14 protein-coding genes are annotated in these 19575 nt (G+C 71.1%); 11 read left to right on the top strand and 3 right to left on the bottom strand.

Annotated features, from left to right (window positions below; genetic code table 11):
• Positions 1 to 9 precede the first annotated feature (9 nt).
• From ACZ5VQ_RS27910 to ACZ5VQ_RS27880, 7 genes are all read left to right on the top strand, one after another.
• Positions 10 to 1413, top strand: coding sequence for an ABC transporter substrate-binding protein (locus tag ACZ5VQ_RS27910; RefSeq protein WP_469107287.1), 1404 nt, complete (start codon positions 10 to 12; stop codon positions 1411 to 1413).
• Between the two features lie 9 nt (positions 1414 to 1422).
• Positions 1423 to 2775, top strand: coding sequence for a carbohydrate ABC transporter permease (locus tag ACZ5VQ_RS27905; protein WP_469107286.1), 1353 nt, complete (start codon positions 1423 to 1425; stop codon positions 2773 to 2775).
• A gap of 107 nt (positions 2776 to 2882) precedes the next feature.
• Complete coding sequence (locus ACZ5VQ_RS27900; RefSeq protein WP_362085973.1) at positions 2883 to 3686, top strand: carbohydrate ABC transporter permease; 804 nt, start codon at positions 2883 to 2885, stop codon at positions 3684 to 3686.
• Positions 3687 to 3857: 171 nt separating this feature from the next.
• A complete protein-coding gene (locus tag ACZ5VQ_RS27895; protein ID WP_469107285.1) occupies positions 3858 to 6113 on the top strand; it encodes a bifunctional glycosyltransferase/CDP-glycerol:glycerophosphate glycerophosphotransferase in 2256 nt (751 codons plus the stop codon).
• Positions 6114 to 6231: 118 nt separating this feature from the next.
• The gene (locus ACZ5VQ_RS27890) at positions 6232 to 8394 is read left to right on the top strand and encodes a bifunctional glycosyltransferase/CDP-glycerol:glycerophosphate glycerophosphotransferase (protein ID WP_469107284.1); all 2163 of its coding nucleotides are present in this window, start codon (positions 6232 to 6234) and stop codon (positions 8392 to 8394) included.
• Between the two features lie 53 nt (positions 8395 to 8447).
• Entirely contained in the window at positions 8448 to 10676 is a 2229-nt protein-coding gene (locus ACZ5VQ_RS27885) for a bifunctional glycosyltransferase/CDP-glycerol:glycerophosphate glycerophosphotransferase (RefSeq protein WP_469107283.1), read from the top strand.
• On the top strand, positions 10673 to 12013 hold the full coding sequence (locus ACZ5VQ_RS27880) for a hypothetical protein (RefSeq protein ID WP_469107282.1): 1341 nt from the start codon (positions 10673 to 10675) through the stop codon (positions 12011 to 12013). Before ACZ5VQ_RS27885 ends, ACZ5VQ_RS27880 begins: the two co-directional genes overlap by 4 nt.
• A 124-nt stretch (positions 12014 to 12137) precedes the next feature.
• Here the strand turns inward: ACZ5VQ_RS27880 and ACZ5VQ_RS27875 are convergent, their stop codons facing one another.
• Positions 12138 to 12551 (bottom strand): organic hydroperoxide resistance protein, encoded by a 414-nt coding sequence (locus tag ACZ5VQ_RS27875; protein ID WP_055614076.1) that lies wholly within the window; start codon positions 12549 to 12551, stop codon positions 12138 to 12140.
• 127 nt (positions 12552 to 12678) lie between these two features.
• Here ACZ5VQ_RS27875 and ACZ5VQ_RS27870 point away from each other — a divergent pair, with 127 nt between their 5' ends.
• Positions 12679 to 13188, top strand: a complete 510-nt coding sequence (locus tag ACZ5VQ_RS27870) for a MarR family winged helix-turn-helix transcriptional regulator (RefSeq protein ID WP_362085894.1) — start codon at positions 12679 to 12681, stop codon at positions 13186 to 13188.
• A gap of 71 nt (positions 13189 to 13259) precedes the next feature.
• On the opposite strand, the gene ACZ5VQ_RS27865 is transcribed toward ACZ5VQ_RS27870, so the two are convergent.
• Positions 13260 to 14951 carry a glycosyltransferase family 39 protein gene (locus tag ACZ5VQ_RS27865; protein WP_469107281.1) on the bottom strand — a complete coding sequence of 564 codons (1692 nt, stop codon included), beginning with the start codon at positions 14949 to 14951 and terminating at the stop codon, positions 13260 to 13262.
• A 102-nt stretch (positions 14952 to 15053) separates the two neighbouring features.
• On the opposite strand from ACZ5VQ_RS27865, the gene ACZ5VQ_RS27860 reads away from it, so the two are divergent.
• Genes ACZ5VQ_RS27860 through galE form a run of 3 tightly spaced genes read left to right on the top strand, consistent with a single transcriptional unit; the run spans position 15054 to position 19048 of the window.
• Entirely contained in the window at positions 15054 to 16322 is a 1269-nt protein-coding gene (locus ACZ5VQ_RS27860) for a glycosyltransferase 87 family protein (protein WP_469107488.1), read from the top strand.
• A 44-nt stretch (positions 16323 to 16366) separates the two neighbouring features.
• A complete protein-coding gene (locus ACZ5VQ_RS27855) occupies positions 16367 to 18013 on the top strand; it encodes a glycosyltransferase family 2 protein (protein WP_469107280.1) in 1647 nt (548 codons plus the stop codon).
• 54 nt (positions 18014 to 18067) lie between these two features.
• Positions 18068 to 19048, top strand: a complete 981-nt coding sequence (gene galE, locus ACZ5VQ_RS27850) for a UDP-glucose 4-epimerase GalE (protein ID WP_469107279.1) — start codon at positions 18068 to 18070, stop codon at positions 19046 to 19048.
• 133 nt (positions 19049 to 19181) lie between these two features.
• Here the strand turns inward: galE and ACZ5VQ_RS27845 are convergent, their stop codons facing one another.
• Positions 19182 to 19403 (bottom strand): hypothetical protein, encoded by a 222-nt coding sequence (locus ACZ5VQ_RS27845; protein ID WP_055517933.1) that lies wholly within the window; start codon positions 19401 to 19403, stop codon positions 19182 to 19184.
• Positions 19404 to 19575 lie beyond the last annotated feature (172 nt).

The raw sequence follows: 19575 nt of genomic DNA, 5'->3' as shown, positions 1-19575 counted from the left end.
GGGCAAGTCATGCGCAGCAACACTCTCCGTACACACAGGTCGCACAACAAGTCGCACAAGATGAGCAGGACCGCGCGAACCGCGGCCGCCGTCGTCGCGGGGGCGATGGCGCTCACGCTCACGGCGTGCGGCGGTGACGACGACAAGAGCGACGAAGGGGGCGGGGGAAGCGAGACCGGCAGCGCCGCAAGCGTCGAGCTCCCCAAGCTCGACGGCCAGAAGCTGGAGGTCGCGGCCGTCTGGACCGGCCCTGAGCAGGACAACTTCACCAAGGTCCTGGACGAGTTCGAGAAGCGGACGGGCGCGGAGGTCAGCTTCGTACCGACCGGCAACAACACCTCCACCTTCCTGGGCACGAAGATCCAGGGCGGCAAGCCGCCGAACGTGGCGTTCCTGCCGCAGGTCGGTGTGCTGCACCAGTTCGCCGACAAGGGCTGGGTCAAGCCCCTCGGCGCCGAGGCACAGGCGCAGATCGACAAGAACTTCTCGGCCGGCTGGAAGGACCTGGGCGCCTACGAGGGCAAGCAGTACGGCGTCTACGCGAAGGCCGCCAACAAGTCCCTGGTCTGGTACAACACGGCCGCGTTCGAGGCGGCCGGGATCACCGCGGAACCGAAGACCTGGGACGAGTTCGTCCAGACCGCGCAGACGCTGTCGGACGCCGGTTCGCCCGCGGTCTCCATCGGCGGCCAGGACGGCTGGACCCTCACCGACTGGTTCGAGAACATCTATCTCTCGCAGGCGGGCCCGGAGAAGTACGACCAGCTGGCGAAGCACGAGATCAAGTGGACGGACCCCTCCGTCAAGGAGGCCCTGACCACGCTGGCCCAGCTGTGGGGCAAGGACGACCTGATCGCGGGTGGCAGGGCCGGCGCGCTGCGCACCGAGTTCCCCAAGTCGGTGACGAACACCTTCTCGGGCGACACCCCGGCCGCCATGGTCTACGAGGGCGACTTCGTCGCGGCGAACATCAACGCCGACACGAAGGCCAAAATCGGCACGGACGCCAAGGTCTTCCCGTTCCCGGCGGTCGGCGACGAGTCGCCGGTGGTCAGCGGTGGTGACGTGGCCGTGATCCTGAAGGACGACAAGGCCTCGCAGGCCCTGATCACCTTCCTCGCGTCGACCGACGCGGCCGAGATCTGGGCGGCGCAGGGCGGCTTCATCTCCCCCAACAAGGAGATGGACCTGAAGAGTTACAAGGACGCCGTGGCCGGAGACATCGCCAAGGCGCTGCTCGACGCGGGCGACGACTTCCGCTTCGACATGTCCGACCAGGCCCCGGCCGCCTTCGGTGGCACCCAGGGCGCGGGCGAGTGGAAGGCGCTGCAGGACTTCCTGAAGACCCCCACGGACGTCGAGGGCACCCAGCAGGCGCTCGAAACGGCCGCCGCCAAGGCGTACAAGGGCTGACGGCAGCCCATGTCGTCGCAGGTGGCGACGGCGGGGGGCCCGGCAGGTCCGGTGCCCCCCGCCGGAAAACGCAAGAGCGTGATCGGCACCCGGCCGTGGGTGGCAGGACTGTTCCTGCTGCCCGCGATCGTGCTGCTCGGCGCGCTCGTGGTCTACCCGATCGGGTACTCGGTCTGGCGCAGTCTCTACGACGCCGACGGCTCCGGCTTCGTGGGCCTCGGCAACTACGGCGACCTGTTCAGCGACGACGCCACCTTCACCGCGGTCAAGAACACCGCGATCTGGGTGGCGGTCGCCCCGGCACTGGTCACCGGGCTGGGCCTGATCTTCGCCGTGCTGACCGAACGGGTGCGCTGGTCAACGGCGTTCAAGCTGGTCATCTTCATGCCGATGGCCATCTCCATGCTCGCCGCGGGCATCATCTTCCGGCTCGTGTACGAGGCGGACCCGGATCAGGGCGTGGCCAACGCCGTGGTGGTGGGGGTGCACGACACCTTCGCCGAGTCGTCGGTCTATCCGAAGGCACGCCCGTCGACCGAGAGCGACCTCAAGGCGTCCGGCGGAGGTTCCTTCACGTCCACGGGCACGGTGAGCGCGGGCTCCCCGGCCCTGATCCCGCTGGTCGGCATCGCCCCGAACAAGGTGCCCGGCAGCCCCGGGGACGCCAAGCCCGCCGAGGCCTCGGGCGACGGGGTGTCCGGCACGGTCTGGCTGGACTTCAAACTGGGCGGCGGCGGCGAGAAGGGCGCCATCGACACGGGTGAGAAGGCCCTGCCCGGCATCAAGGTCGAGGCGGTCAAGGACGGCAAGGTCGTGGCCTCCGCGAAGGCGGGCGCCGACGGTACGTTCACACTGCCGGCGGCGGCCGACGGTGCCCAACTCCGGCTGCCGGCCTCGAACTTCGCGGCGCCCTACAACGGCGTCGACTGGCTCGGCCCGTCCCTGGTCACCCCGGCCATCATCGGTGCGTACGCATGGATGTGGGCCGGTTTCGCGATGGTGCTCATCGCGGCGGGGCTCGCCGGGGTGGACCGCAACCTCCTGGAGGCGGCCCGGGTCGACGGGGCCAACGAGTGGCAGGTGTTCCGCCGGGTCACGGTTCCCCTGCTCGCACCGGTCCTCGTCGTCGTGCTGATCACTCTGATGATCAACGTGATGAAGATCTTCGACCTGGTCTTCATCATCGCTCCGCAGCCCACCCAGGACGAGGCCAACGTCCTCGCCCTGCAACTGGTCAACGCTTCCTTCGGCGGCGGCAACAACCAGGGGCTCGGCAGCGCGATCGGCATCGTCCTGCTGCTGCTGGTGATGCCCGTGATGATCGTCAACATCCGCCGACTGCGAAGGGAGCGCCGACGGTGACCGCACCCTCCGTACCCCTGAAGGAACCACTGGTGGCCGTCGACGCGGTCGGTCCGCCCCCGCGTTCGCTGGCCTCCAGGCTCGCGAGCGGCGCGGCGGGCGGCGTGATGCGCGTGTTCCTCATCCTGGTCGCGCTGCTCTGGGTGACACCGACGGTCGGGCTGCTCGCCTCGTCGTTCCGCGACCCGACCGACATCGCCGCCTCCGGCTGGTGGGACGTCTTCAGCAAGCCGTCCCAGCTCACCACCGAGAGCTACTCGACCCTGCTCGGCAAGGAGCAGATCACCGACGCCCTGCTCAACACGGTGTGGATCACCGTGCCGGCCACCGCCCTGGTCGTCGTCATCGGCGCGATGGCCGGATACGCCTTCGCCTGGATGGATTTCAAGGGCCGCGACTGGTGGTTCGTGGCCGTGGTGGCCCTGCTGGTGGTGCCCATCCAGATCGCCCTGATCCCGCTGGCCGACCTCTTCGGCGACCTCGGGATCTTCGGCAGCATCATCGGTGTCGTCCTGTTCCACGTGGGCTTCGGCCTGCCGTTCGCGATCTTCCTGCTGCGCAACTTCTTCGCGGAGATCCCCCGTGAACTCCTGGAAGCGGCACGGCTCGACGGCGCGGGCGAGATCCGGCTGTTCACCACCGTGGTCCTGCCGCTCGGCGGGCCCGCGATCGCGTCGCTCGGCATCTTCCAGTTCCTGTGGGTGTGGAACGACATGCTGGTGGCGCTGATCTTCTCGGACTCCGGCTCGCGGCCGCTGACCGTCGCGCTGACCGAGCAGACCCGTCAGTTCTCCGGCAACATCGAGACGTTGGCGCCCGGCGCGTTCATCTCGATGGTGATCCCGCTGGCCGTGTTCTTCGCGTTCCAGCGGCAGTTCGTGTCCGGTGTGATGGCGGGCGCGGTGAAGTAGCGTCCGGGACATCCGGGTCGGGCACCCGGAGTACACATCGCGAGGGGCGGGCCGTCATCGGTCCGCCCCTTCGCGTTCACCCGGGGTCCCCCACATGCCGCATCCGGCGTAACCCGGTAACCCCTTCGGCCGTTTCTGGGCAGTATGCCCGCGCCGACACAAGGATGTCCCTTGCCCCGGTTCAGTGTCATTGTCCCCGCGTACCAGGTGCAGGCATATCTGCACGAGTGCATGGCATCCGTCCTCGAACAGTCCTTCACCGACCTCGAGTTGATCGCGGTGGACGACTGCTCACCCGATGCCTGCGGCGCGATCATCGACGAGTTCGCGGCCGCCGACCCCCGTGTGCGGGCCGTCCACCTCAAGGAGAACGTGGGCCTCGGCCGGGCCCGCAACGCCGGTATGCGGTACGCGACCGGCGACTACCTGATCTTCCTGGACGGCGACGACACCCTCACCCCGGACGCCCTGCGGGCCATCGCCGACCGCGTCAAGGAGACCGGCGACCCGGACGTCCTGGTCTACGACTACGCGCGCACCTTCTGGTCGGGCGAGACGGTCCGCAACGTACAGGCGCGCCAGCTCACCGAGGACGCCCCTGCGCCGTTCACGCTCGACGACCGTCCGGGGCTGCTGAAGGTCCTCATGGTCGTGTGGAACAAGGCGTACCGCCGGGAGTTCATCGCGGGGGAGGGTTTCGCCTTCCCGCCCGGCTACTACGAGGACACCCCCTGGACGTCCCCGGTCCTGATGGCCGCCGAGACGATCGCGACGCTCGACCGCGTCTGCGTCCACTACCGCCAGCGCCGCCGGGGCAACATCCTCGGCACGGTCAGCAGCAAGCACTTCGACATCTTCGACCAGTACGACCGGGTCTTCGCGCATCTCGACGCGCACCCCGAACTGGCGCACTGGCGGCCGGTCCTGTTCCGCCGCATGGTCGACCATCTGTCGGCCGTGTTCCTCAAGCGCGACCGGGTACCGCACGGCTCCCGCGCCCTGTTCCTGCGCAAGGCCCGTGCCCACTACGTCCGTTACCGCGTACGGGCCGCCGACGTCCCGTCCGAGAACCTGCTGCGGCGCGCGCTGGTGCGCCTGGGCAGTCACCGCACCTACCGCGCGCTGTGGGCGGCGGTGCGGCTCCAGCGAGGCGTCACACGACTCGCCGGGGCACTGGCCCGGACCCTCCGCACGGCCGCGCTCCGGCTGCACTACAAGGTCCAGCTCCGGCTTCCCGTCCGGGCCGACCAAGCCGTGTTCACCAGCCACGGCGGACGCGGTCACGGCTGCAACCCGGGGGCGCTGGAGTCCGCGTTCCGGACGTACGCGCCGGACGTGCGCACCGCATGGATCGCGCGCCCCGAGTTCCACCACACGATCCCGACGGCGACCCGCAGGCTGACGCCGGGCACCGCCGCGTACTGGACGGCCCTCGCCCGCTCCAAGTACCTCGTGAACAACGCCGACTTCGACCGTCGGCTGGTCAAGCGCCCCGGCCAGATCCTCGTCCAGACCCAGCACGGCACACCGCTCAAGCACATGGGCCTGGACCTCCAGGAACGCCCGGCGGCGGCCCGCGGCACGGACTTCACCGACCTGCTGCGCGATGCCGACCAGTGGGACTACTGCCTGTCCGCCAACCGCCACTCCACCCTCGTCTGGGAGCGCGTCTTCCCGTCCGGCTACACGACTCTGGAGTACGGCCAGCCGCGCAACGACGTGTTCCAGCAGGCCAGTTCGGCCGACGTGGCCCGGCTGCGCGAGAACCTCGGCATCCCCGAGGGCGCGGTCGCCGTCCTGTACGCGCCCACGCACCGCGACTACCGGCGCACCCAGCGCACCGCGCTCGACCTGGAGCGGGTGCTGCGCCAACTCGGCCCGCGCTTCGTCCTGCTGGCCCGCGCGCACCACGCGTACGGGGCCCCGCTCGTGCGGAGCGCCGGCCGGCTCATCGACGTGTCGGACCACCCGAGCGTCGAGTCCCTGTGCCTCGCGTCGGACGCGCTGATCACCGACTACTCCTCCCTGATGTTCGACTACGCGGGCCTCGACCGGCCGATCGTGATCCACGCGGACGACTGGGAGGCGTACGAGGCGGCCCGCGGCACGTACTTCGACCTGCGCGCGTTCCCGCCGGGTGCGGTGGCGCGCAGCGAAGACGAGCTGATTGACATCTTCGCGACCGGGCACTGGCGCGGCTCCCGCTCCACGCAGCTCCGGTCGGCGTTCCGGGACCGCTTCTGCCCGTACGACGACGGTCACGCGGCCGAGCGGGTCGTTCGCCACGTCGTGCTGGGCGAGACGTCGGGGTTGCCGGCGGTGGTGCCGCTCGCGGCGCGCAATCCCGCCCGGTCGGCGGCGGACCAGTCCGTCACGACGCCACTGGCCACCGTCCCCACACCGGCGGGCCAGGCCCCTTGTCTTTAGGGCGCGGGCCCGGTTGTCGAGTGCGGGCCGGTGGGGGCTGGTCGCGCAGTTCCCACCCGCACCCGACACACCACCCGAACCCCACCCACCCCCCGTCACAGAAAGAGCCCCGCACCACATGCCCCGCTTCAGCGTCATCGTCACCGCACAAGGCCTCGCGGGGCGCCTCCCCACCGCCCTCGACTCGGTCGTGACCCAGTCCTTCACGGACTTCGAGCTGATCACGGCCTGCGACACCCCCGACTCCCCGGCGGGGGCAGTGGCAGACGAGTACGCCGCCAGAGACTCCCGCATCGTCGGAACCCCCGGTTCGCGCGACGCAGGCATGCACGCGGCCACAGGCGCGTACCTCCTGTTCCTCACCGCGACCGACGTGCTGACGCCGGGAGCCCTCGCAGCGATGGACGCCCGGCTCCGGGAAACCGGCGAGGTCGACGTCCTGTACGTCGCCCACGAGCGCGTGCCGTGGTGGGTGGGCGAACCGGTGGCGGAGGGGGGCGACGACGGCGACCCCACGGACGTACGGCACCCGGTCTGGGCCACGGCCTACCGAAGGGCGTTCCTGGCTGATCACCAACTCACCTTCCCCGAGGGTCACTTCGCGGACATCGGCTGGTCCGGTCTGGTGACCCTCGCGGCCGGGAAGTCCGCCGCGCTGGACAGGGTCTGCGTACGACGTCATGAGCGGCGCCCCAGCAGCGGCGGCGGCGCGACGCCCGACGCGCAGCGTCAACTCCTCGACCAGGTGGAGCTGGTACTGAGGCGGGCAGCCGAACAGGACCTGGCCCAGGACACCTCGCACGCCCTCTTCGAGCACCTCTTCGCCGAGGTCCTCGACACGGCGGCCACGTCCTGCCGCAGGGCCTTCTTCCGCCGCGCGGGCAGGCTCCACCGCCGCCACCGCCCGGCGGGCCACCGCACCAAGGGGCTGCGCAACCGGCTGCTCGCCCGCGGCGCGTACACCACGTTCCGCGCACTCCTCGGTGCCGAGCGACGGACGGAGCAGGCCCGCGCGTTCGCGACCCGCGCCGCCCGCAGATGGCGCCGCGGCCGCCCCCGCGGCCCGTACCGGAGGTACCTGCGCAGGCCCCTCGACGAGAACCTCGCCGTCTACGCCGCCTACTGGGGCCGCGGCTACGCCTGCAACCCGGCCGCCATCCACCGCAAGGCACGCGAACTCGCCCCGCACATCAGGTCGGTGTTCCTGGTGCGGGAGCAGGACGCGGCGAACATGCCCGAGGACGTGGAGAGCGTGGTGATCGGGAGCAGGCGGTACTGGGAGGTGATGGCGCGGGCCAAGTACACCTTCAACAACGTCAACTTCGAGACGGCCGTGGTCAAACGCCCCGGGTCCGTGCACGTCCAGACGCACCACGGGACGCCGCTGAAGCGGATGGGCGTCGACCAGATCGAGTACCGGGCCGTCGCGGCGGCCACCGGCAGCTACGGCCGGCTGATGGAGCGCGCGGACCGCTGGGACTACTCCCTCTCCTCCAACGCGCACTCCACGGAGGTCTGGTCGGGCGCCTACCCCAGCGCCTTCACACATCTGGAGTACGGCTATCCGCGCAACGACCGCTTCTACACGGCGGACCCGGCCGAGGTCACCGCGATCCGCGAGCGGCTCGGCATCCCGAAGGACCGGGTGGCGCTGCTGTACGCGCCGACGTACCGCGACTATCCGCGCGATGTGTCGGCCCAGTTCGACCTGGCCCGTTTCTGTGCGGAGCTGGGACCGGAGTTCGTGGTGCTGCTGCGGGCGCACTACTTCCTCGAAGGCGACGCGGACCTCCAACAGGCGGTGTCCTCCGGGAAGTTGATCGACGTCACGGCCTCGCGGAACACCGAGGACATCTGTCTGGCCTCAGACGCCCTGATCACGGACTACTCGTCGATCATGTTCGACTACGCCAACCTGGACCGGCCGATCGTCACCTATGCCGACGACTGGGACGTCTACCGGGACACACGGGGCGTCTACTTCGACCTGCTGGCCGAGCCGCCCGGCCATGTCGCCCGTACGCAGGACGAGTTGATCCAGGTCTTCACGACGGGCGAGTGGGCGGACGAGCGGTCCGCCGGGCTGCGGTACCGGTTCCGGGAGCGCTTCTGCCGGTACGACGACGGTCGCGCCGCCGAACGGGTCGTACGGCGGGTGCTGCTGGGGCAGCCCGAGGAGGAGCTGCCGCCGGTGGTGCCGCTGCACGAGCGCCTGCCCGTTCCCGCGGCGGCGAGACCGGCGGTCGTCGTCGGCCCACGGACCCACGCACCGGCCCGCTGATGCCGCCGTCACGTCCCCCGAAATCCCCGCCGGTTCCCGGACCTGGAGGTGCCATGCCCCGCTTCAGCATCGTCGTGCCCGTCCACAACGTGCAGGGCTATCTGCGCGTATGCCTGGAGTCGGTCCTCGACCAGTCGTATGGCGACTTCGAGCTGATCGTCGTCAACGACTGCTCCCCGGACGGGAGTTCGGCGATCATCGACGAGTTCGCGGCCCGCGACGAGCGGGTCGTGCCGGTGCATCTGCCGGTCAACGGCGGGATCGGCCCGGCCCGCAACCACGGCGCGAAGCTGGCGCAGGGCGAGTACCTGCTGTTCCTCGACAGCGACGACAGCTACACGCCGGGCACCCTGCGGGCGATCGCCGAGCGCATCGACGCGACCTCGCGGCCCGACATCGTCCTGTTCGACTACGCGCGCACGCACTGGCACGGCGCGGTGAAGCGCAACCGGGACGCGGCGGTGTTCGAGGCGCCGGGTCCCGAGGTGTTCACGGTCGCCGAACGCCCCGATCTGCTCGACCTGTTCACGGTCGTCTGGAACAAGGCGTACCGCCTCGACTTCTTCCGCGAGGGCGGTTTCACCTTTCCCACCGGCTTCTACGAGGACGCGGTGGTCGTCTACCAGACGCTGTGGACGGCCCGCACGATCACGCTCGTGGACCGGATCTGCGTGTACTACCGGCAGCGCCGCCAGGGCAACGCGATGCGCACGCCGAGCCGGGAGCACTTCGAGGTGTTCGCGCAGTACGAGCGGCTGTTCCGATTCATCGCGGAGCGGCCCGGGTTGGAGCGGTGGCGCGGCTTCCTCTACGACCACATGGCGGACCACTACCTCTTCATCCTCCGCCAGCAGGACCGCGTACCGCCGTCGGCCCGACCCGAGTTCCACCGGCGGGCGGCGCGGGACCTGCGGGCGTACCGGCCGAGCGGGCACCGGCTCGGTGAGCAGATCCCGCGGGTGTCCTTCACACTGCTCGCCCGGACCCCGTACGCCCTCTACGGACTGCACCGCGCGGCCGCCGTGCTGCGCGCAGGCCTGCGCAGGCGCCACCGGGTCTGGCGACGGCGGCTGCGCCGGGTGCTGCTCGCGACGCACCGCCGACTGGTCCTGCGGCGGGCCCTCGACCCCAACCTGGCCGTGTACTCCGCCTTCTCGCACCGGGGCGTCCTCGGCGATCCGGCCGCGATCCACCGCAAGGCGCGGGAGATCGCCCCGCACATCCGGGGCGTGTGGGTGGTCGGGAAGGAGTACGTGGACACGCTGCCGCCGGACATCGAGCACGTCCTGCCGGGCAGCCGCGCTTACCGGAAGGTGACGGCGAGGGCCAAGTACCTGGTCAACAACGTCAATTGGGCCAACGACCTGGTGAAGCGCGAGGGTGCCGTGCACATCCACACCCACCAGGGAACCCCGCTGAAGTCGATGGGCGCCGACCTGCTGAAGTACCCGGGCGCGCGACGCGGTTTCAGTGTCCCGAAGATGCTGCGGCGGGCCGACCGCTGGGACTACAGCCTGGTCGCGAACGCGCACTCGGAGCTGGTCTGGGACCGCGCGTACCCCTGCGACTTCGTGTCCCTGCGCTCGGGCAGCCCGCGCAACGACTGCCTGGTCCGCCCGGAGCCGGGCCGCCGTGAGTCCGTACGGCGACGGCTGGACATCGACAACGACAGGACCCTGATCCTGTACGCGCCGACCAACCGCGACCACCGTCAGGGCGGTTACGCGCCCACCTGCGACCTGGAACGCCTGGTGGCGGGGCTGCCGGGCAACCACGTGCTGGCGGTCCGCCTCCACCCGTCACTGGCCCAGCGCCACGAACGCGGCCTGGAGCTGAGGGACCTGGCGCGGCGGGGTGTGCTCCTGGACGTCACCGACGAGCCGAGCGTCGAGGACCTGATGCTCGCCTCGGACGCGCTGGTCACCGACTACTCGTCCCTGATGTTCGACTACGCCCACCTCGACCGGCCGATCGTCCTGCACGCCTACGACCGGGACACCTACCTCGCCGGACGCGGCACGTACTTCGACGTGACCGAACGTCCGCCGGGCCATGTGACGTACGACGAAGGCGAGTTGGCGCGGCTGTTCGCGTCGGGCGCGTGGCGGGACGAGGAGTCGGCGCGACTGCGGGAGGCCTTCCGGGAGCGGTTCGGCGGTTACGACGACGGGCGGGCGTCGGAGCGGGTCGTACGGCTGGTGATGCTGGGCCAGGACCTGGCCGCCGTGTCGCCCACGGTCCCCGCACCCGGCGTCCCGAGCGGGCAGTTGGCCCGCTCGTGAGCGCTCGCCCCGCCGCGTGGGTGCTGTTCCTCGCCGCCCTCTTCGGCTGTCTCCAACTCGCCAACGTCACCGGACGGGACACGCCCGACAGCCGCAACTACCTGTCGTACGCGCTGAGTCTGGGCGGTGCGGACAAGGAGGAGGCGGTGGGGCGCACGATCGCGTACGTGTGCGCGAGCCGGGGCGAGACCGCGTCGCGGAACCACAGTGTGGACGTACGGCGCTTCCGCGCCCCCGATCCGGGGCCGGGGATCCGGGACGAGTGCCGGGGCTACTACGACTGGAGCGTCGGCCGGCGGCTGGAGGCCGGGCAGACGTCCGGGTGGACGGCGCCGTTCATGAGCGAACGGTTCATGCGGATCTTCGAGGTGCGGCCCGGGTATCCGCTGCTGCTCGTGCCGTTCGTGACGGTCCTCGGGGTGACGTGGGGGCTGTGGGCGGCGGGGGTGGTCGTCACGGTGGTCGGGGGCGCGCTGGTGTTCCTCGTCCTGCGGACGGTGGGCGTTCCGGTGGGGTTGGCGCTGACCGGGCAGGCCCTCTACTACGTCCTGCCGACCGGTGCGACCGCGATGCGGCCCATGACCGAGGGCACGATGATGGCGCTGACGCTGGCGGTGCTGTGGGGGTGTGCGCTGGTGCTGCGGGGGCGGGCGGGGGCCGTCGGTCTGGTCGGCGTCTCGTTGGCGCTGCTGTTCACCGTGAAGCACTCGCAGGCGCTGTTCCTGTCGGTGTGTCTGGCCGGGGGGCTCGGGGTGATCGGCCTGTACCGGAGGCGGGCGGGGCGACCGGTGGGTGACGCCGTGAAGACGCTGCTGAAGGTGACGCTGGGGGCGGCCGTGGGCGTCATGCTCCTGACCCGGCTGCTCCCGTACCCCTCGGAGTCCGACAGCCTCCAGGACCTCCTCACCGACCACTTCAACCGGCCGGACCGGGAGCGGGCGTGGTGGGAGTTCTTCCACCTGGAGCTCAACTTCTGGACGGAGTGGCTGCGGCGGCAGCTGGTCGATCCGCTGTTCCTGGCGCTGGTGGTCGCCGGCGGGTGGGGGGCGCTTCGGCGGTGGCCCGCCTTCGGGGTGCTCCTCGCCGCCGCGGCCGGCACCGGCGTGCTGAGCATCGCCGCCCATCCCGACATTCGCATCGACCGGTTGATGGTGATGGTGTGGCTGGTGCCGGTGGTGGGGGTGCCGTTGCTGCTGGCGGAGCTTTATCGCCCCCGCCGCCCCTTCCCGTCCCTACTCGGGGGCCAGCCCCCGAACCCCCGCTCCTCAAACGCCGGAGGGGCTAAAGAATTCGCGGCCCGGGCTGAAGACTTCAAGGGCCGGGCCGAACCTCTCTAGCCCAGTCCAGGCACACTCAGCCTGTCCGGCGTTTGAGGACGAGCGCGGCAGCGCGATGCGGGGGTCTGGGGGCGGCAGCCCCCAGGGACGGGACGGGTAGGGGCGGCGGGGGCGAGGAAAGCTGCTACTCGACGACGAGCTCGACCGGGATGTTGCCCCGGGTCGCGTTGGAGTACGGGCACACCTGGTGGGCCTGCTCGATCAGCTTGCGGCCGGTCTCGGCGTCCACGGACTCCGGCAGCTCCACACGCAGCGTGACAGCAAGGGCGAAACCCTCCCCCTGCTTGCCGATCCCGACCTCGGCAGTCACCGCCGCGTCACTGACATCGACCTTCGCCGCCCGCCCGACCAGCCCGAGCGCACTGGCGAAACAGGCCGAGTAACCGGCCGCGAACAGCTGCTCCGGGTTCGTGCCCTGACCGTTGCCGCCCATCTCCACCGGTATACCGAGCTCCAGGTCGAGCTTGCCGTCGGAGCTGTAGGCCCGGCCGTCACGGCCGTGGGTGGCGGTGGCGACAGCGGTGTAGAGCGCGTCCATGAAAACCATCCCTCTCAGGGTCAACGTCGTATCGGCGGGCCTTGGCCGGCCCCCCTCACGGCCACAAGTAGAGCACACAATTAAGTTGTGCACAACTAAATGACGCACTTGGAGGTATCCTGGAACCATGACCACGACGCCCGCACCCGACCCCTCCGTACAGCACCCCGCACGGGACGAGGACTTCCTCCGCCTCGACCAGCAGATCTGCTTCTCCCTGAACGCGGCCTCCCGTGCCTTCGGCGGCGTGTACCGGGTCGTACTGAAGGACCTGGGGCTCACCTACCCCCAGTACCTGGTCATGCTCGTCCTGTGGGAGCACGGCGAGCTGCCCGTGAAGAAGGTCGGCGAGCACCTGCGGCTCGACTCCGGCACGCTGTCGCCGCTGCTGAAGCGGCTGGAGGCGGCCGGCCTCGTACGACGTGAGCGCAGTGCGCGCGACGAGCGGTCCGTGGTGGTCGGGCTGACGGACGAGGGCACGGCCATGCGCGAGCAGGCACTGCGCGTACCGCGCCGGATCGCCGCCGCGACGACCTTCGAACTGGACGAGATCCTCGAACTGCGCGCACGTCTGGACAAGCTCACGAACGCACTGGACGCGGCGGCCCTGGAGGAGACCCCGGGCTGCGGCGCGTAACCACCGCCCACGCGCCACCCGCCACCGGGCACCGGGCACCGGGCACACATCACCAGCCGCGCCCCCGCCCCTCACATCGTCGGAGCCCTCCGCACGTACAGCCGCAGAATCGACCCCTTCCGTACGAACTCCGCCCGCGGCACGAACTCCTCGCCCACGACGGTGAGTTTGACCCGCTCGGTCGGATCGCTCGGATACCAGGCCGACTTCAGCGCGTACGGCTCGGCGACCACCCATACGCGGTCCAGGCCGGCGAGTCTGCGGCGCAGTTCGTCCGGGCCGGTCTCGCGCCCGTAGAGCGTGCCGGAGACGGGTGCGGGCTCCTCAAGCGCGATGTCCCGCGTGCCCTGGAACCCCTTCGGGTACGCCAGCGCGGAGCGCCTGCCGAGCGACGGCAGGAAGAGCACGGAGTCGCCGGGGCTCATCCGCTGGGCGGCCGCGGCCGAGACGACGGCGAGGTTGTCGGGGCGGCGGGCGGGGTCCCGGTCCTCCCGGAGCACGGGGAGCTGCGAGACGAAGGCGAGGCCGATGGCCAGCACGCCGGCCAACGTGGCGGCGTACGGCACGCGAAAGCCTCGTACGAGACCGGGATCGGAGTCGGAATCGGCAGCGGAATCGGCACCGGGAGCGACACCGGGACCGCCCCCCAAGCCTCGCATCAGGCCGTCGCCCTCGCGCCGCGCAAGCCCCGCCCTGCGTGCCGCCAGGACCAGCCGTTCCGCCCCCGCCGCCGCCAGCAACGGCGCCCCGGCCAGCGCGTACAGCACATAGCGGTCGTCGTAGAGCGGCCAGTGGCGGGAGACCGCGATGAGGGCCGCGGGCGGGAGGAGCAGCAGCGGCAGGGCGACCGTGGGGAGGGAGAGTTCGCCGCGGCGGGCGGGCGGGGTGAGCGGGATGCGCAGGGCGAGGGCGATCAGCAGCAGATACGGGCCGAGGACCAGTTGGGTCGGGCCCGTGAAGGAGCGCAGCAGGCGCTCGACGGTGCCGCCGCCCGGGGGCCGGAGCCAGGCGACCTGGTCCGCCTGGCCGCTGGAGATCAGGGCGAGCGGAAGCAGGACGAGGAGTACGGCACCCGCGGCGCAGGCCCAGTCGCGCCACACACGGCGGGACATGCGGGCGAGGGCCAGGGTGGCGGCGTGCGCGAGCAGGATCAGTACGGCGAACTCGTGCAGCAGGACGGTGACGGCGACGACCCCTCCGTACGCGCACCAGCCGACCACGCGCGCGTGCCGGGCGAGACGGCCCACGGGCGCGTCCTCCTGATCCCCGCTCCCGTCTCCGCCCCCGCTCCCGGTCCCGTCCGCGTCGGCCGTCGCCGCCCGTGCCAGCAGCAGCGTCGACGCCGCCACCCCGGCGGCGACCAGTGCGTACGAACGGCCCTCCTGGGCGAAGTGCCCTGCCATCGGGGTCACGGCGTACAGCAGGCCCGCCCACAGGCCCACCCTCGGGCGGGCGAGGCGGGCGCCCAGGGCCGCGACCAGGCCCGCGGTCGCGGCGGCCGCGCAGAGCGAGGGGAGGCGCAGGGCGACCTCTCCGGGGTGGAGGGCGAGGACGGGGTGCATGAGGAGGTAGTAGAGGCCGTGCACCGCGTCCACGGAGTGCAGCAGCTGCCAGATCTGCGGGAGCGAGCGCCGGGCCACCTGGAAGGTGACCGCCTCGTCCCGCCACATCCCGCCACGATCGATCCCCCAGAGACCGATCCCGAACATGACGAGTACGGGTACGAGCACGGCGACGGCAACCTGCGGACGCTTGACGACCATGCACCAGATTTTGTGCTATTAGTCAGCCTTCCTGCGTGATTGACCCGTCATCAGACGTTATATGCCTTCTTGCGGCTTACGATCCGTCGGGTGAAGCCCTGGATGAAGCCCCGTCTCCTCCTCGTCGCCGTCGGCTGGCTCACCACCCGCGCCCTGATGCTCTGGCTGCTCGCCCGGGACGGGCACGCCCCGCTGGGCATCGGCGGTGTCGCGCGCGAGGTGCACGAGCTGTACGCCCGCTGGTACGGCGTGCTCGCCCACGGCACGTTCCCCTCGGGCGACCGGCTGTGGCAGTACCCGCCGGGCGCGGGCCCGGTCCTGTTGTCCCCCGGGCTGCTGCCGGGGCTGACGTACTTCCAGGCGTTCGTGCTCCTGGCGCTCGCCGCCGACGCCCTGGTCGCCGTCGCCCTCACGCGCGCGGGCACCCGGACGGGCCGCAGCCTGCGCGGCGCGGCCCTGTGGATCGGGGGTCTCCCCCTCCTCCTGCACCTCCCGCTCGCCCGCTACGACGTGCAGGTCACCGCCCTTGCCGTCATCGCCCTGTTGACGTTTTCGCGCTCCACGCGCGCGTGCGGCGCGTTCGCGGCACTGGGCGCTCTCGTGAAGGTGTGGCCCGCACTGATCCTGATCGGCACTCCCAGGGGGCGTACGACGAGGGAGGTGTGGACCTCGGCGGCCGTCACCGCGGGCGTACTGCTCCTCGCGCTCGCCGCGCTCTTCCGCGACCCCTTCGACTTCCTGCGGCAGCAGGGCGGCCGGGGCGTACAGATCGAGTCGCTCGGCGGAACGGCCCTCTCCTTCGCCCGGCACGCCGGCTGGCCGGGACAGGTGCGCTACCGGTACGGGGCGATGGAGTTCACGGGGCCGTACGTCTCCACGATCGCCGCGGCGTCGCTGGCACTCACCGTCGTCGCCTTCGGGGCCCTGCTGCTGTGGCGCCTGCGGGCCCGGCACTGGACGCCGGCGACCCCGTACGACGCCGCGCTCTGTGCCGTGCTCCTGTTCACCGTGACGAGCCGGGTGATCAGCCCCCAGTACCTGGTGTGGCTGCTCGGCCTGGCCGCGGTGTGTCTGACCTCGCGGCACACCTCACAGCGTCCGGTGGCCGTGCTGATCACGCTGGCCGCGGCGGCCAGCGCCCTCGCGTACCCGGTTCTGTACCGGGACGTCATGGACTGCACGTGGACCGGCACCCTGCTGATGTTCGTCCGCAACGGACTGCTCGTCGGGGCCGCGGCGCTCTCCTTCCGCCGTCTGTGGACCGCCGGAACGCGGCCGGCCGGAGTCAGGTCCGCGGGAATTCGATCAGCCGAGACGGAACCCTCACACAATTCCCGTCATCTTCCCCACGAGACAGTAAGTACCTCTTAACGGAAAATTACCTACACCAGTCACCATTTCGCCCTGTGGAAGCCATGCGACCCATCCAAGCCATACCTCCCCACCGGTCACAGGTGTGCGTCGTGGTCATCGGGTACGACGACGCCGCCCATGTGACGGACGCGGTGCGCTCGGCCCTCGCACAGGGGCCCGCCGTCCGCGAGGTGATCGCCGTGGACGACTGCTCGGCCGACGGCAGCGCGGACCTCCTGGACCGCCTCGCCCTCGACGAACCGCGCCTGAAGGTGCTCCGCCGCGAGGTCAACAGCGGCGGTTGCGGCAGCCCCCGCAACGACGGCGTCGACGCCGCCACGGCCCCGTACGTGATGTTCCTGGACAGCGACGACGTCCTGCCGCCCGGCGCGGTGGACGCGCTCCTCGACGCGGCGGCCGGGCGCGGGGCGGAGGTCGCCGCCGGTCTGTGTGTGCGCCGCGAGCTGCCGTCCGGCCGCGAGGTCCCCTGGCAGCCCGAGCTGTACGCGAAGGGCGCCCTGGTGAAGCACCCGTCCCGCCGCACGCACCTGGTCCACGACACCCTCTGCGTCAACAAGCTCTACCGCACCGACTTCCTGCGCGAGCACGGCATCCGCTTCCCCGAAGGACGCTTCCCCTACGAGGACTTCGTCTTCACCGCGCGCGTGCTCGCCGCCGGTCCGCGCATCGCGCTGATCCCGGACACGGTGTACGTCTGGCACGTGCGCCGCGGCGCCGAGCGGCTGTCGATCTCGCTCGACCGGGCGGGCGTCGGCAACTGGCGGTCCAGGATCACCGCCCACGCCCTCTCGTACGACATCCTCCTCGCCGCCGGTGAGAAGCGGCTGGCGCGGGCGACGCGCGCCCGGTTCCTCGACCACTCGCTGCGGATGTACGCGCGCGAACTCGACCAGCGCGGTCCCGGGTACCGGAGCGAGTGGTGGGCCCTCACGCGGGCGTACCTCGCGACGTTCGACGCGGCCGACCTCGCGCTCGCACCGGCGCCCGGCCGGGTCGTCGCGCAGGTCGTGACGGCCTCCGAGGAGCCCCGCGACCTGACCCGGGTCAAGGAGGTCGCGGCGCGCCCGGCCCGGCTGCGGCCGCCGTACGCACGGCTCGCGGACGGCACGCCGGTCTGGTCCGCCGACCTGACCCAAGTGACCCTGGAACACCTCCTGTTCCGGCCCGTACGCCTCCTCCCCGTGGCCGTCGACGCGGAACTGCGGCCACGCGCGCGCGGCACCCGACTGCGGCTGCGCCTGCACGAGCTGTACGGGCGGATGGCGGACGCGTCGCCGGCGACCGTGGACGCCGAGTTCGTGAACCGGCACGACGGGGCGGTCGGGCTCACGATGACGGCCCGGTTCCTGCCGGACGACCCCGATCCCGTCGACGACGGCCCGGGCAACGACGGGGGCACCGACTCCTGGACGGCCGAGGCGGCCGTCGACCTCGCGGCGCTCGGCTCCGGCACCTGGGACCTGCGCCTTCACCTGCGCTTCCACGACGGCACGAGCCGCGAGACGACCGCGCACGCCGTCGCGGGTCCGGGCCTGCTGCGCCGGTCCGTCGTGCCCAACGGCCGGCACGGGCTGCTGCTCGTCCAGCCGTACGCGACCCACGCGGGCTCGCTCGCGCTGCGACTGGCGCCCGGTTGGCGTGGAATGACCACCGTGGTGCGCCGCAGAATGAGGCGTTTGCTTCACTGACAGTCGGCTCGACCGACCGACAGACCAACCGACACACGAGGGGACGGCCGATACATGACCTGGCTGATCACCGGCGGCGCCGGCTACATCGGGGCGCACGTCGTCCGTGCGATGACCGAGGCGGGCGAACGGGCCGTGGTGTACGACGACCTGTCCACCGGGATCGCCGAGCGCCTGCCCGACGGGGTGCCGCTGGTCGTCGGCTCGACCCTGGACGGGGAGCGGGTGGCCCGCGCGCTCAAGGACCACGGCGTCACGGGTGTCGTCCATCTGGCGGCGAAGAAGCAGGTCGGCGAGTCCGTGGACCTGCCGCTGCACTACTACCGCGAGAACGTCGAGGGGCTGCGGGTGCTGCTGCAGGCGGTCACGGCCGCCGCGGTGCCGTCCTTCGTGTTCTCGTCCTCCGCAGCGGTGTACGGCATGCCGGACGTCAACCTCGTGACCGAGGAGACACCCTGTGTGCCGATGAGCCCGTACGGCGAGACGAAGCTGGCGGGCGAGTGGCTGGTCCGCGCCACCGGCCGCGCCCACGGTCTGTCGACGGCTTCCCTGCGCTACTTCAACGTGGCGGGCGCCGCGGCGCCGGAGCTGGCCGACACGGGCGTCTTCAACCTGATCCCCATGGTCTTCGAGAAGCTCACGGAGGGCGTGCCCCCGCGTGTCTTCGGCGACGACTACCCGACCCCCGACGGCACGTGCGTCCGCGACTACATCCACGTCGCCGACCTCGCGGAGGCCCATGTGGCGGCCGCCCGCCGGCTGGCCGCCGCGCCCGGCACGGACCTGACCCTCAACATCGGCCGCGGTGAGGGCGTCTCTGTCCGCGAGATGATCGACCGGATCAACGAGGTCACCGGCCACACGCTCGCCCCGACTGTCACCCCGCGCCGCCCCGGCGACCCGCCCCGCGTCGTCGCCTCCGCCGACCGCATCGCCGCGGAACTGGCCTGGAAGGCCAAGTACGACGTCCACGACATGATCACGTCGGCCTGGGAGGGGTGGGTGCGGCTCCATCCCGAGGCCCGGCGGGGTTAGGCGCCAGGGGCCTGGGAACCGGGGCCGCCCCGGTTCGGAAGACCGGTTCAGAAAGTCCAGAAACGTGCTCGCCGCGGGCCGGACATCGTCCGGGGCCGCGGCGAGTGCCTGACGGGTGTACTGACGGGATCCGTCAGAGCTTGTCCATGCGGGTGTAGGGGCTGACGATACGGGCCTGGCGGGAGCCGAAGTCGACGAGCATCGCGATGCCCTCCTCGACGCCGACGATCCTGCCCAGGCCGAACTGGTCGTGCGTAACACGGTCACCCAGGGCGAAGTGCTTGGCGACCGGGACAACCGGAGCTTTGAAGGGACTGGTGGACAGGTGGCGCCGGGGCGCGGATGGCTTCGTCATCGTCAGTCCAGTATGCGCCCCCGAGGGCCTCGAAAGTGAGGCCCGGATGACAACGATCCGGACGCTACGGGGTTGACGCCCCTTGCCGGGGCACCCCACAAGGCGGGCCGAGCTGCGACGATACACGGCTCCCTGGCATGAACGGGACCAGTCTCGGCCGACTTCCACTACC

It is taken from the genome of Streptomyces sp. NPDC033178, from assembly GCF_055577685.1.
The sequence above is the reverse complement of the archived record's forward strand: the minus strand, read 5'-3'. Positions and strand labels throughout refer to the sequence as shown.

Excerpts from the sequence above, each read along its gene's own strand:
- ACZ5VQ_RS27910 (WP_469107287.1), top strand. The coding sequence starts at position 10 with ATGCGCAGCAACACTCTCCGTACACACAGGTCGCACAACAAGTCGCAC.
- ACZ5VQ_RS27905 (WP_469107286.1), top strand. The coding sequence starts at position 1,423 with ATGTCGTCGCAGGTGGCGACGGCGGGGGGCCCGGCAGGTCCGGTGCCC.
- ACZ5VQ_RS27900 (WP_362085973.1), top strand. The coding sequence starts at position 2,883 with ATGCGCGTGTTCCTCATCCTGGTCGCGCTGCTCTGGGTGACACCGACG.
- ACZ5VQ_RS27890 (WP_469107284.1), top strand. The coding sequence starts at position 6,232 with ATGCCCCGCTTCAGCGTCATCGTCACCGCACAAGGCCTCGCGGGGCGC.
- ACZ5VQ_RS27885 (WP_469107283.1), top strand. The coding sequence starts at position 8,448 with ATGCCCCGCTTCAGCATCGTCGTGCCCGTCCACAACGTGCAGGGCTAT.
- ACZ5VQ_RS27875 (WP_055614076.1), bottom strand. The coding sequence starts at position 12,551 with ATGGACGCGCTCTACACCGCTGTCGCCACCGCCACCCACGGCCGTGAC.
- ACZ5VQ_RS27870 (WP_362085894.1), top strand. The coding sequence starts at position 12,679 with ATGACCACGACGCCCGCACCCGACCCCTCCGTACAGCACCCCGCACGG.
- ACZ5VQ_RS27865 (WP_469107281.1), bottom strand. The coding sequence starts at position 14,951 with ATGGTCGTCAAGCGTCCGCAGGTTGCCGTCGCCGTGCTCGTACCCGTA.
- ACZ5VQ_RS27860 (WP_469107488.1), top strand. The coding sequence starts at position 15,054 with ATGAAGCCCCGTCTCCTCCTCGTCGCCGTCGGCTGGCTCACCACCCGC.
- ACZ5VQ_RS27855 (WP_469107280.1), top strand. The coding sequence starts at position 16,367 with ATGCGACCCATCCAAGCCATACCTCCCCACCGGTCACAGGTGTGCGTC.
- galE (WP_469107279.1), top strand. The coding sequence starts at position 18,068 with ATGACCTGGCTGATCACCGGCGGCGCCGGCTACATCGGGGCGCACGTC.
- ACZ5VQ_RS27845 (WP_055517933.1), bottom strand. The coding sequence starts at position 19,403 with ATGACGAAGCCATCCGCGCCCCGGCGCCACCTGTCCACCAGTCCCTTC.